Consider the following 12,049-nt stretch of genomic DNA (forward strand, 5'->3'; position numbering starts at 1 on the left):
TCACCCCCCCTGCGCATGCAGCCGCACCGGCAGCGCGCGGAACGTCCTAAGGAACGCGGAGGGCTCCCGGGTCGGCTGCTCGGCCAATGCCAGCGTTGGGAAGCGCGCGTGGATCCGCGGCAGGCTCTCGGCCAACTGCACCCGGGCCAGTTGCGCACCGAGGCAGAAGTGGATGCCGTGGCCGAAGCTCAGCATGATCTTCCCGTCGCTCGACATGCCAGGACTGGTGCCGTAGAACCGCGCGGGATCGAAGCGGTCGGGATCGGCGAAGGCGTCCGGGTCGCGATTGCCGGCCGCGATCAGCACGCGCACGTCCGCGTTCTTCGGAATCACCACGCCGCCCAGTTCAATGTCGCGCTGGGCTATACGCGGAATGGAGCTGAACATGGCGGGCGCATCGCAGCGCAGGACTTCTTCCACGAATGCCTTCACCCCCACGGCGTCCCCCTGCAGCCAGTGTCGCTGTTCGGGATACGCCAGCATCGCCAGGACCGCATGGTCGATGCTCGCAGCAGTGGTGGCGAAGCCGCCCAGCAGCATGCCCCACAGCATGCTGATCAACTCCGCATCCGACAGCGTGTCGGTATCGTCGTCGTGTGCGCCGACCAGCATCGACACGATGTCGTGGCGGGGATCGGTGCGCCTGCGCTGTATGAGGTCGCCGAAGTAGGCCTGCACCTTGGCGCTGGCCTCGTCCGAGGCGGCGAGCTGGGGATCGCTGGCGTGCGGACTCAGGCCTTCCAGAATGGTGCCGATGCCGGCGGCGAGCCCGAACACGTCGTCCTGGGGCATGCCGAACAGTTCGGCGAAGACCAGCATGGGCAAGGCCAGCGCGAATTCCCGATGCAGGTCCACCGCCTCCCCGCGCTCCAGCGCGGGCGCCATGCCGTCCAGGCGCGCTGCGACGATGCGCGCGATGCTCGCCCGCAGGTCGTCGATCTGGCGCATGGTGAAATCGCGCGAGATCAGCCGGCGCAGACGCGTATGCGTCGGGGGGTCCTTCATCGCTAGCGTGGATGCCAGCAGATTGAGTGACAGGCTGGTCGCCGCACGCGGGAAATAGCGCGCCAGTTCGCCCGGCGCCGGTCCCCGAAACGCATCGCCCGTGGCCTTGAGCGCCCAGTAAATGTCGGCATGGCGGCTCAACAGAAAGAGGCCCGACGCCGCGCGATGCACCGGATCGTGCTCGCGCAACCACCGCATGAACGGATACGGGTCGTGGATGCACGCTGGCGACGCCAGTTCAGCGAAAGCGTCCCGGCATGCTGCCGTGGTTTCTTGCACGTCCATCCTGGTTACCTGTTGGCTGGCTGATCTGACCGGTGCGCACCCAGGCGCGCCGGCAAATTGCGGAGAAGATCCCGATCCAGGCAGCGTCCGCGCGTCACCAGAGCACCGGGAACTCCTCGAACCCGCCAGTGATGATCTCCTTGCGCAACTTCAGTTCTTCGGGCGACACGGCTAGGCGTAGCGCGGGAAAGCGCTGGAAGATCGAACCGAACACCACCTTGAGTTCCAGCCTGGCCAGCGCCGCGCCGGTACAGTTGTGCGGCCCGTAGGAGAACGCCAGGTGCGGGTTTTCGTCGCGTCCGACGTCGAAGATTTCCGGGTCGTCGAAATGGCGCGGATCGAACGACGTCGCCGGCAGGCCGACCAGCACCTTGCTCTCCGCGGGAATATGCACGCCCGCGATGGTCACGTCGGTCCTCGGATAGCGCATGATGCCGTCCCAGCCCGCGCCCGGCGGGTACATGCGCAGGATTTCCTCCACCGCCTTGTCCACCAGGGACGGTTCGCCGACCAGGCGTTCGCGCTGTTGCGGATGGCGGAACATAGCCAGCAGGCCGAATTCGATCTGCGCGACAGTGCTCTCGTGCCCCGCCACCAGTATGCCCGCCGCCAGGCCGATCGCCTCTTCCTCGGTTGCCTTGCCTTGGTCGACCGCTGCGAGCAGATCCGTCAGCAGGTTGTCGCCCGGATCCTGGCGCTTGTCCCGCATCTTGCCGCGAATGTAGGCGCGCAGTTCTTCCCAGGCCAGGCGCGACGCGGTGCGCGGGCCGCTTTCATGCTGGTGCGTCATCACCTCGTCGGACAGGCCGGCGAAAAAGGCGTGATCCTCGTAGAGCACGCCCATCAGCGCGCTGATGACCATGGCTGGAAGCGGAAAGGAGAGGTGGCGCCGCAGGTCGGCGGGCTGGGGCTGGGCCGCCAGCGTCTCGAACAACTGCGCGGCGATCGCCTCGACCTGCTGCGCGAGCAGCTTCACCCTGCGGTTGCTGAAGGCCGGCGCCACTATCGTGCGTAACCGGGCATGCTCGCCCCCCTCGTGCGAGACCAGCCACCCCGGCGAACCGAGAATCACCGAATCCGGGGTGAATGCCGCCGGCGGCATTCCCGCGGGCCGGAATGCCGCGTCGGACAGCACCGCCTTGGCCTCGTCGTAGCCTGTCACCCACCAGCCTTCGTGCCCGGACGGGAACCGCACGCGGTGGATCGGACCATTGGCGCATAGCGCCAACATCTCGGGCGAGGGCTCGATGTGATCGACGCGCCACATCGGCAGCGTCGGCAAGGGTTGTTCGGACATGGTGGCACTTCACTCTCTAAGCGATGGACGGGCGGAAGGTGACCGGCAGGCGCTGCGGGCAGCGAATGACGTAAGAGGGCATGTAGACGACGTCCTCCGCGGCGATGGTCAGCGCCAGATCCTCCAGCCGCCCGAACAGCGCGGGGAAGGCGCAGCGCAATTCCAGGCGCGCCAGCTCAGCGCCCAGGCAGGAATGCGGCCCCTCGCCGAACGACAGGTGCGGGTTGTGCCGCCGGGTGACATCGAACCTGTCGGCGCCGGGACCGAAGGCCTTTTCGTCCCGGTTCGCCGCATGGAACGCCATCAGGACGGCGTCGCCGCGGCGGACCATGCATCCGTCGATCTCCACGTCCTGGGTGGCATAGCGGAACGGCAGATTGGCCACTGCGCTGCCCCAGCGCAGGATCTCCTCGATCGCCTGTGACCACGGAACTTGGCCGCTGCGCACCAGGTGCAGTTGCTGCGGATGCGTCAGCAATGCCAGCACGCCATTGCCGATGACGCCGGTGGTGGTCACGAAGCCTGCGGAGAGCACCATAAATAGCATGTCGATGAGCTCGGTGTCGGAAACGAGCTCGCCGTTGTCGCGCGCGACGATCAGGGCCGAAGCCAGATCGTCGCCGAGCTGGCCCCGCTTGAGCGCGATCAGGCGACGGAAGAACTCCGGGATGCGCTGCCGCGTCTGTCGCACCTCTGCGGCTGTGGCGGAGGTGTTGGCCAGGCTGTAGGTGAGCGCGACAATCTCCTCGCGCTGTTCGTCCGGCAAACCGAACAGTTCGGCGATCACGTTGGTGGGCAGCGGAACGGCGAACTCGCACATCAGATCGGCACTGCCGCCGCGCTGCGCCATCTCGGCCAGGAGTCGATCGACGCATTGTTCGATCCGTGGCGCCAGCAAGGCGATACGACTGGGCGCGAAGCTGCTGGACAGCAGGCCGCGCAAGCGCCGGTGATCGGCGCCATGCGCCGTGACCATGTTGTCCACTTTGCACATCCCGATCAGCGGATGATCCTCGGGAATCTCGCCGTCCTGCAGCGCCCGCCACTGTCGCCAGTCCCTGTTGAAACGCTGGTCGGAAAACATCCGCCTGAGCGTCTGGTGACCGCCTGCCGCCCAGGTCACCACATCGCCTGGCAGCGACACGCGCGCCATCCCCCCCTGCTGCAGAATCGCAGCAGACAGACTATTAAGTTGCGTGGGAGCGACCGACACACCGATCACATCGCAATGATCGTTTTTTACGCGCATGCACACAACTCCATAAAGAACCATTATGTAATAAAGCTACAAAATCATTTGCAGCTTCGCGCAAAATGCGGAGCGTCTCATCCCTCAACAGCAGCAAAATTGGATTTCGACTAACCCGCTTGATCTTGCCGGGTTCGGGCGCCCTAGTTAATTGAATAACAAGCCCCAAAACTCAAGCGAAAGAATGTTAAGTTTATTTGTTACTGGAATGTCTAAAATTTCATAATGCCGAAATATATTAACGCCATGGTCAGCCAGCCCTCTAGCCGACCTTAAGGTCGTGTCCCACCGCGTGGTGTAGGTCGGCGGTAGCGAAGCCGCTCGCGAGCGCGCCCTCAACAGCGCTGTAGCGAGCGAGCGGCGTAGCGGCAGTCATCGATGTTCTTCGGTAGCGTTGGGTTGCTGACACAACCTGATTCGAAGGAACCACCGATGACCAAGCCCCAAACCTTTTCCGACCGGCTCCGTTCCAAAAAAGGGGGCGGCATTGCTGCCGCCCTTTGAGATTGGTGAGAGGCGCAGACCTTAGAAACCCATACCACCCATGCCGCCGCCGCGATGCAGCCCTGAAAGTGTCGAGCGAATCGATGGTGTTCGGAAGCTCGACCCACAGGATGAATCCACCCTGCGAATCGGTAACCTTTGTGCCTTCCGCGACCGCCAGGGCGCTTCGTCGCACCGTAGAGAGCGAGTGTGAGGCGCTGAGCATCTACCAGCGCCCGAGACGTGCCGAGCTCTTGCGTGGAGCCATGCGGGATGTCTCCTGTAGCATTATCTCCCGCAACCAGAGGCTTGCCCGTTCATTGAAATGTATCTCTATCCACAGGGTGGATGCTCTCATTGAAACAAACGATTTTATCAATCGTCCGGAATCTCGCATTGACAGCACCTCACACGCCCTGATCGCCCGCTACCCTTATCGTGTGACGACTGCGAAAAAAGAGCCCGAAAGGTGAAATTTCCATGAGCTCAGACGTGCGATGGAAGTTGCCCCTGGAAAATGAGTTGCAGTTGGATGCCTACGCCGCAGACCAACTGAACTCATCAGGTCTCTTTAATCCGAATGAGTTGCAGTTGGATGCCTACGCCGCAGACCAACCGGAACTCATCAGGTCTCTTTAATCCGATTGCTGTTGGTGAGTGGCACAAGCCTGGTCAGGACGATTTTCGCGACGTGACTGGCAGAGGTATGACGCCGCACCCACGTCAAAAGGCATTGCTATGGAAAGGAACAGAATGGCTGATCAACTCGCAACGGAAATCATTGCCACGATCAAGAACCGCCTCGAATCGGAGAGCGGCCAGGGAAAGAGTGTGTCCATCATCGGCGAAATAACGACTGCCACGGAACTGACCTCGCTCGGAGTCGATTCGCTGGGTCTGGCGGATCTCCTCTGGGATGTGGAGCAGGCCTACGACATCAAGATAGACATGAACGCGGCCGACGCCTGGTCGAATCTCAAGAATGTCGGCGACATGGTGGAAGCCGTCCGCGGTTTGCTCGCGAAGGAGGTCTGATTGGACAGGCGAGTCGTCATTACTGGGATGGGCGGACTTTGCGGCCTAGGCAACAACGCCGCCTCCATCTGGAAAGAGATGCGCGAAGGCCGCTCCGCCATCCGCCCGATGGTCAGTTCCGAGCTTCATGAGATGAAGGGCATTGTCGGTACCGAGATCAAGGAACTGCCCGAGCACGACATCGGCCGCAACCAGCTCGTCTCCATGGACCGCGTCGGCTTGCTCGCTGTGCTTGCAGCGCGCGAAGCCATGCAACACGCTGGACTTTCCTGCGATCAGGGAAATCCGAATCGCTTCGGCGCGACAGTGGGTGTCTGCGGCTGGGGCTGGGGAACGGTTGAAGACACCTACCGCGCCCTCCTTTTGGGCGGCGCGAAGCGTGCTGGCATTTACACTGCACCAAGGGGGTTGCCGAGCGCCGCTGCCAGCCAGGTCAGCATGAGCCTCGGCCTGCGCGGCCCGGTCTTTGCCATCGCCTCCGCATGCGCATCAGCCAACCATGCGATCGCTTCGGCGGCGGATCAGATCAGGCTCGGCCGGGCCGACGTGATGCTTGCCGGGGGCGCCGAAGCGCCGCTCGTATGCCTTCAGATGAAGGCATGGGAAGCAATGCGCGCGCTCGCTCCGGATACTTGCCGGCCCTTCTCCGCCGACAGGAAGGGAGTGGTGATAGGCGAGGGTGCGGGCATGGCCGTGCTGGAAAGCTATGAGCATGCCGCGGCGCGCGGTGCCACAATGCTTGCCGAGATCGCAGGGATCGGCCTTTCCGGCGATGCCTTCCACATCGTCGCGCCGTCTATCGAGGGGCCGGAGGCCGCGATGCGCGCTTGCCTTGCCGACGCCGGGCTGAATGCCGAGGACGTGGACTACCTTAACGCCCATGGCACCGGCACCAAGGCCAACGATCAGACCGAGACGGCGGCAATCAAGCGCGTCTTCGGAGACTATGCCTATTCGATGTCTGTCTCGTCCACCAAGTCCATGCACGCGCATTGCCTCGGCGCAGCGAGCGCACTTGAAATGATCGCCTCCGTGATGGCGATCCAGGAGGGCGTCGTGCCGCCGACCGCCAATTATCGCGAGCCGGACCCCGATTGCGATCTCGACGTCACGCCCAATGGGGCGCGCGAGCGCAAGGTGCGCGTGGCACTGAGCAACGCCTTCGCCATGGGCGGCATGAACGCAGTTCTGGCGTTCAAGCAGGTGTAGAAGCCATTCGAGATGCCTCCAGTAACTCTATCTCTCGTATGGCCGGATCACGATTGTAAAGGACGTCGCCTTGGACCGCCTCGGGGAATGCGCCAAGTGGCAGCGGAAGCTGGACGAGCCGGGGTCCGTTTTTTCAAAATTCTCAACGGTTGAAGCGACTTGGACGTACCGCTACCCGGAAGGTTTAGCGAGGCCCTTCGAGTTCGGCTCGAGGGCCTGTCCAAAGCTGTACCCGATAATGTCTGGAAGGCGCAGGGCCGCCAGTGACCGCTCCCGTGCGAAGCCGGTCCTTAGAAAGGGAATCGATAAATGTTCGATCTGACCGGCCGCAAGACGCTCGTCACAGGCGCATCGGGAGGCATCGGCGAGGCGATTGCCAGGGTGCTGCATGCGCAGGGCGCTGTCGTCGGCCTGCACGGCACCCGCGTCGAGAAGCTGGAAACGCTGGCGGCCGAGCTCGGCGACCGGGTCAAGCTGTTCCCGGCGAACCTTTCCAATCGCGAAGAGGTCAAGGCGCTCGGCCAGAAGGTCGAGGCCGATCTCGAAGGCGTCGACATTCTCGTCAACAATGCTGGCATTACCAAGGACGGGCTGTTTGTGCGCATGTCGGACGCCGACTGGGATTCGGTGCTCGAGGTCAATCTGACCGCCGTGTTCCGGCTGACCCGCGAACTCACCCATCCGATGATGCGGCGCCGGCATGGCCGCATCATCAACATCACCTCTGTGGTTGGCGTCACCGGCAATCCCGGCCAAACCAACTACTGCGCCTCCAAGGCCGGCATGATCGGCTTTTCCAAGTCGCTGGCGCAGGAGATCGCCACGCGCAACATCACCGTCAACTGCGTCGCCCCCGGCTTCATCGAATCGGCGATGACCGACAAACTCAACGACAAGCAGAAAGAGGCGATCATGGCGGCGATTCCGACACGGCGCATGGGCACCAGCGCCGAAGTTGCCTCCGCCGTCGCTTACCTCGCTTCCAACGAAGCCGCCTATGTCACCGGCCAGACCATTCACGTCAATGGCGGCATGGCGATGATTTAGCGTGAAAAGTTCAGTGCGGCCCGATGACGGCTATCAACAGTGGGGGAAGGTTCGCACCCATAGCAGTCGGTTGGTCTGGCAACTGACGAGCGGGTCGGTCGGGCAACTGGCCGGGTCGAAGCCTCCTGATCAAGGCCGCCGTGGGCGGAGATTTAGATCAAGTTCTTTGAACCGCATGTCTTTTCCTATCCATAGCGTGGATGCATTAATCCAAAGAAACGATTTTGCCAATGCCGCAGAACGTCGCATAGTAAGATTCCAAAGATGTAAGCCATAGCTAGTTATCGAATTTTTGCATTGGTTCAGAGCAGTATTGTTCTGGTGTGCGCCTTCCGGTGTGCTCGGAACACAACGGGGTCGCATGTTCATTGCGGCTAGTTTCTTCGGTGCGCCAGCTACATCGAGCCGGCTCGATTCGACAAGCGTCCCCCTGCTAGGCGCTTCCCCAACAAAATAGCAACAAAGATGAGGTTTTCCATGTGCTCTGACGTGCGGTGGAGGTTGTGCTGGGAAAATGAGTTGCAACAGGCCGATCATGTCGAACTCTCCGAGTTTTTCCGAAAGACCTACGGACCGACTGGGGCCTTCAACTCAGAGCCATTCGAAGACGGCCGTAGCTGGGCCGGTGCGAGGCCGGAACTCCGCGCAATCAGCTACGACGCGCACGGCGTAGCGGCTCATATCGGCATACTACGCCGCTTCATCAAGGTTGACGAGGTCGAGCTCCTAGTGGCCGACCTGGGGTTGTACGGGGTGCGTCCGGATCTTGAGGGACAAGGGATCAGTCATTCAATGCGCGTTGTATATCCAGTATTGCAGCAGCTTGGGGTTCCATTCGCTTTCGGCACCGTTCGGCACGCGATGCGGAACCATATGGAAAGGTTCTGCAGAGACGGCCTGGCGGCGATTGTGTCGGGCGTTCGCGTGCGGTCCACTCTCGCAGATGTGTATCTCGACCTGCCGCCCACGCGCGTGGAGGACGTGCTCGTAGTGGTTGTGCCGATTGGACGCTCGATGAGCGAGTGGCCATCCGGCACCCTGATCGTTCGGAACGGTCCGGAGCTATGAACATCTTGAAGTGCCGGGTGATGGCGCCGGCGCCAAGCGCGAGACCGATGTCGAGAATGGGCGCGCTGTGGGTAAGCCAGCCAATCGATATGAGGTCCACGCCGGTCGCCGCAGTTGCCGGGGCGCTCGCCCGCGTTACTCGGCCCAAGGCCTCGGTGATCGCGCGGCGCCCGACATAGCCACAGCCTGCGCAAGCTCCTCGACCGACATGTTGTCGAGGAGCACGGCGTCGACGCCCACTGTAAGGGCTATCTCCAACTGGTCCAGCCTGTCCACCTCTACCTCGATCTTGTATGTGACCTATGACGCTACGCGCCCGCTCGATTGCGGTGGGGATGTCGCGGCAATGGCGATGTGGTCGTCCTTGATGAGCACCGCGTCGTCGAGCGCGAAGCGGTGATTGGCGCCTGACCGCATATCGCTTCGACAAACGCGGCCGTAGCCTTGCCCGCTTGGCGCGCGTTAAGCGAAAGCTTGGCTTTGCAATCGGCGGCGATAATTGCATCGCTCGTGATATCGCCAGCTCTGCCCAGGTCTTCCAGCAGGTCACGGCGCACGATGGCCTCCATGATGATCTGAGGAAGTGGTGCAAGTGAAGTCATGTCAACGGCTCCGTTCGGATGTCGTCGTCGCGGCCGCGCTCATGGCCGGCTGACGTGGGTCATGCTGCGTGCTGCCGCCGTAAGGTTCCGCTGGGATTAGCTGTGACGCACAACGAGAGGGTTCAGGTCAACGCCCTGGAACCCATGTCACTAGCTATCCATGACGTGGATGCGTTTCATCGAAACAGACGATTTTACCGATGGTACGGCACGTTGCATAGAAAGAATTCAAGGATGTAAGGCTTAGGGAAGTGGTTGATGTTTGCGTTGGCTCCGAAGAGCATTCTCTGGTCTGCGCCGAAGACCCGCCCAGGCGCGCGTCCATCGCGGCCAGGCACTTCCGCGATCGACGCAAGCTACATCGCATTGGCGCAGCACGACAAGCTTCCCCGAATTGCGCAGGCGCTTGCCTCAAAGACAGCAGCAAAGCTGAGGCTTGTGGTGTTCTGGAAAGAGGCAATTTAGATGCTTGTTGATGGCTCAAGGATGGATCGGTTCGTTGTTTCTCGACGGCGCACGGGTTTCGGTGATTGCCTGTGGTCTCTCGCGTCGGCATGGGACTACGCACATCGGACGGGACGGGCTTTAGCAATAGATTGGCGCGGCTCTTGTTACCTCGACAACCCGTTTGCGAATGCCTTTCCGGCTTTCTTCAAGCCAATTGAAGAGATCGGTGGTGTACGGGTCATTTGCGATGACGAGATCAACCACGTCTCATTCCCCGGTCCCTTCTTCCCGTCGTGGTGGAACAAGCCATCCATCGACTGCGTGTACCGTCCGGATGAACAGATTTTCCAAGAACGTGACGAGCTTAACGATCTTTTCCAGGCCCAAGATGATTGTGAAGCCAACACGGTAGTGTGTGATGCTTGCTTGATGTGGCGCTGCGATGAGCAAGCCGAGCGAACGGTATTTCGGAGCATCAGACCGAGGGTCGAAATTGAAGATCGGATTGAAGCGCTCTACCAGGAACATTTTGACGGGCACAGCATAATTGGAGTCCATGTCCGCCACGGCAACGGCGAAGGTATTATGGATCACGCACCTTACTGGGCTGATCCAAAGGTTGCCTTAGAGCAGGTATGCACTGCCATTCGTATGGCCAAAGCGCAACCGCATCCAAGGCCTGTAAGGGTGTTCTTGTGTACAGACAGCGCCCAGGTTGTTGATCACTTGTCGGGCGTATTTCCCGAACTTTTCACCGTCCCAAAACGCTTCCAAGCGGATCAGGCCGGCCCCTTACACAGTGCAGCACTGGGCACCGACGGGGGTTTTTCCGCTCTCGTTGAGATGTATCTCCTCGGTAGATGCGACACTGTAATTCGCTTTCCTCCGACTAGCGCCTTCACACGCTATGCCCGCCTCTTCGTGCCACGAATTGTCGAATTCGATTTGAATGACCCGCGTCGTTTGATCTTGATTGATAACTCTTTCGAACGTTCCCCGGCTCCATGAAAGGGTTGGCAGCACGCTCGAACTCTCCCTAGCCTTCGCGCAGAGGCTCCGTTCGCCCTGCCAATGCGCCCCATTTTTCGCCACGCAATCCCGCCGCAGGCGAGCATTTTCTTGGGCGCGTCAAAATCAAAAGGATTCAAGCTTGTCAAAGAGAAAAGTCGCTTTAATCACCGGGGTCACGGGCCAAGATGGTTCTTACCTCGCAGAATTGCTTTTAGAAAAGGGCTATTCTGTGCACGGGATAAAGAGACGATCGTCTCTTTTTAATACGGGCCGTATAGACCATCTCTATCATGACCCTCATGAAACTGGCGTTGATCTTACACTTCACCACGGGGACTTGACAGATTCGTCCAGCCTTACGCGCGTCATTCAACTGGTTCAGCCGGACGAAATTTACAATTTGGCAGCTCAGAGCCACGTTGCAGTCTCCTTTGAAGAACCTGAATACACCGCGAACTCCGATGCCTTGGGTGCGCTGCGTATCCTCGAGGCAATTCGGATCCTGGGGCTCGTCGAGCATACGCGCTACTACCAAGCCTCGACGTCTGAGCTCTACGGGCTGGTGCGGGAAACGCCACAGACCGAGACGACACCGTTCTACCCCCGATCACCCTACGCTGTTGCCAAATTGTATGCTCACTGGATCACCGTAAATTATCGAGAAGCTTACAATTTGTATGCATGTAACGGTATTTTATTTAATCATGAGTCACCCGCGCGCGGTGAAACATTTGTAACGCGCAAAATCACGCGTGCCCTGGCTCGGGTTAAGCTTGGAATGCAGCGGACTCTATTCCTGGGCAACCTTAATGCGCTTCGCGATTGGGGGCACGCTCGAGACTACGTCCAGATGCAGTGGTTGATGCTGCAGCAGGAGCAACCTGAAGACTTTGTTATTGCTAGCGGTGAGCAACATTCGGTGCGCGAATTCGTCACCGTCGCGGCCGCTGAACTCGGCATCGATGTTCGTTGGGTTGGGGAAGGGGTCGACGAAGAGGGGTACGATGCAAAGACGGGAGCTCTGATCGTAAAAGTAGATCCCCGTTATTTTCGTCCTGCAGAAGTCGAGACACTTCTCGGCGATGCCCGCAAGGCCAAAGAAAAACTTGGGTGGGCGCCCAAAATCTCCTTCATCGAATTGGTTAGGGAGATGGTTCGGGAAGATTTGCGCATGGCAGAGCGTGACGCAGTGCTGATGAAGCAGGGTTATTATTCACACAGTCCACGAGAGTTATGCTGATAATGGTGGCGCCATGCTGGCTTGTTGTCAGTGACATTGTGGTCTTCTTAAGGAACGTCCAGAGCCTTATC

At 60.4% G+C, this 12,049-nt stretch carries 10 protein-coding genes and 2 pseudogenes; 6 read left to right on the forward strand and 6 right to left on the reverse strand.

The window, feature by feature from the left end; all coding sequences use genetic code 11:
• From AC0L2B_RS11070 to AC0L2B_RS11080, 3 genes are all read right to left on the reverse strand, one after another.
• The gene (locus AC0L2B_RS11070; RefSeq protein ID WP_473745389.1) at positions 1–1,290 is read right to left on the reverse strand and encodes a cytochrome P450; all 1,290 of its coding nucleotides are present in this window, start codon (positions 1,288–1,290) and stop codon (positions 1–3) included.
• A gap of 94 nt (positions 1,291–1,384) precedes the next feature.
• Entirely contained in the window at positions 1,385–2,587 is a 1,203-nt protein-coding gene (locus AC0L2B_RS11075) for a cytochrome P450 (protein ID WP_473745390.1), read from the reverse strand.
• A 16-nt stretch (positions 2,588–2,603) separates the two neighbouring features.
• Entirely contained in the window at positions 2,604–3,836 is a 1,233-nt protein-coding gene (locus tag AC0L2B_RS11080; RefSeq protein ID WP_473745392.1) for a cytochrome P450 family protein, read from the reverse strand.
• A gap of 1,236 nt (positions 3,837–5,072) precedes the next feature.
• On the opposite strand from AC0L2B_RS11080, the gene AC0L2B_RS11085 reads away from it, so the two are divergent.
• The 4 genes from AC0L2B_RS11085 to AC0L2B_RS11100 all read left to right on the forward strand — a co-directional run bounded on the left by AC0L2B_RS11085 (position 5,073) and on the right by AC0L2B_RS11100 (position 8,678).
• Positions 5,073–5,354 (forward strand): acyl carrier protein, encoded by a 282-nt coding sequence (locus AC0L2B_RS11085; RefSeq protein ID WP_065008438.1) that lies wholly within the window; start codon positions 5,073–5,075, stop codon positions 5,352–5,354.
• The gene (locus AC0L2B_RS11090) at positions 5,355–6,563 is read left to right on the forward strand and encodes a beta-ketoacyl-[acyl-carrier-protein] synthase family protein (protein ID WP_065008437.1); all 1,209 of its coding nucleotides are present in this window, start codon (positions 5,355–5,357) and stop codon (positions 6,561–6,563) included.
• 309 nt (positions 6,564–6,872) lie between these two features.
• Positions 6,873–7,610 carry a 3-oxoacyl-[acyl-carrier-protein] reductase gene (gene fabG, locus AC0L2B_RS11095; RefSeq protein ID WP_473617354.1) on the forward strand — a complete coding sequence of 246 codons (738 nt, stop codon included), beginning with the start codon at positions 6,873–6,875 and terminating at the stop codon, positions 7,608–7,610.
• A gap of 477 nt (positions 7,611–8,087) precedes the next feature.
• Positions 8,088–8,678 (forward strand): NodA family N-acyltransferase, encoded by a 591-nt coding sequence (locus AC0L2B_RS11100; protein WP_065010676.1) that lies wholly within the window; start codon positions 8,088–8,090, stop codon positions 8,676–8,678.
• 100 nt (positions 8,679–8,778) lie between these two features.
• Here the strand turns inward: AC0L2B_RS11100 and AC0L2B_RS11105 are convergent.
• From AC0L2B_RS11105 to AC0L2B_RS11115, 3 genes and pseudogenes are all read right to left on the reverse strand, one after another.
• Positions 8,779–8,826, reverse strand: a pseudogene (locus tag AC0L2B_RS11105) (hypothetical protein); the annotation flags it as partial.
• Positions 8,814–9,095 (reverse strand): annotated as a pseudogene (locus tag AC0L2B_RS11110) (hypothetical protein). The pseudogenes AC0L2B_RS11110 and AC0L2B_RS11105, both read right to left, overlap by 13 nt.
• Positions 8,987–9,280 carry a hypothetical protein gene (locus tag AC0L2B_RS11115; protein WP_473745468.1) on the reverse strand — a complete coding sequence of 98 codons (294 nt, stop codon included), beginning with the start codon at positions 9,278–9,280 and terminating at the stop codon, positions 8,987–8,989. Before AC0L2B_RS11115 ends, AC0L2B_RS11110 begins: the two are co-directional and overlap by 109 nt.
• Before the next feature lie 465 nt (positions 9,281–9,745).
• Here AC0L2B_RS11115 and AC0L2B_RS11120 point away from each other — a divergent pair, with 465 nt between their 5' ends.
• Positions 9,746–10,735 carry a nodulation protein NodZ gene (locus AC0L2B_RS11120; protein WP_473745393.1) on the forward strand — a complete coding sequence of 330 codons (990 nt, stop codon included), beginning with the start codon at positions 9,746–9,748 and terminating at the stop codon, positions 10,733–10,735.
• A 142-nt stretch (positions 10,736–10,877) separates the two neighbouring features.
• A complete protein-coding gene (gmd, locus tag AC0L2B_RS11125; protein ID WP_473511989.1) occupies positions 10,878–11,978 on the forward strand; it encodes a GDP-mannose 4,6-dehydratase in 1,101 nt (366 codons plus the stop codon).
• Positions 11,979–12,049 lie beyond the last annotated feature (71 nt).

This window comes from Mesorhizobium sp. WSM4815, assembly GCF_055811575.1.

Coding starts and splice junctions, on each gene's coding strand:
- AC0L2B_RS11070 (WP_473745389.1), bottom strand. CDS start 1,290: ATGGACGTGCAAGAAACCACGGCAGCATGCCGGGACGCTTTCGCTGAA.
- AC0L2B_RS11075 (WP_473745390.1), bottom strand. CDS start 2,587: ATGTCCGAACAACCCTTGCCGACGCTGCCGATGTGGCGCGTCGATCAC.
- AC0L2B_RS11080 (WP_473745392.1), bottom strand. CDS start 3,836: ATGCGCGTAAAAAACGATCATTGCGATGTGATCGGTGTGTCGGTCGCT.
- AC0L2B_RS11085 (WP_065008438.1), top strand. CDS start 5,073: ATGGCTGATCAACTCGCAACGGAAATCATTGCCACGATCAAGAACCGC.
- fabG (WP_473617354.1), top strand. CDS start 6,873: ATGTTCGATCTGACCGGCCGCAAGACGCTCGTCACAGGCGCATCGGGA.
- AC0L2B_RS11100 (WP_065010676.1), top strand. CDS start 8,088: ATGTGCTCTGACGTGCGGTGGAGGTTGTGCTGGGAAAATGAGTTGCAA.
- AC0L2B_RS11115 (WP_473745468.1), bottom strand. CDS start 9,280: ATGACTTCACTTGCACCACTTCCTCAGATCATCATGGAGGCCATCGTG.
- AC0L2B_RS11120 (WP_473745393.1), top strand. CDS start 9,746: ATGCTTGTTGATGGCTCAAGGATGGATCGGTTCGTTGTTTCTCGACGG.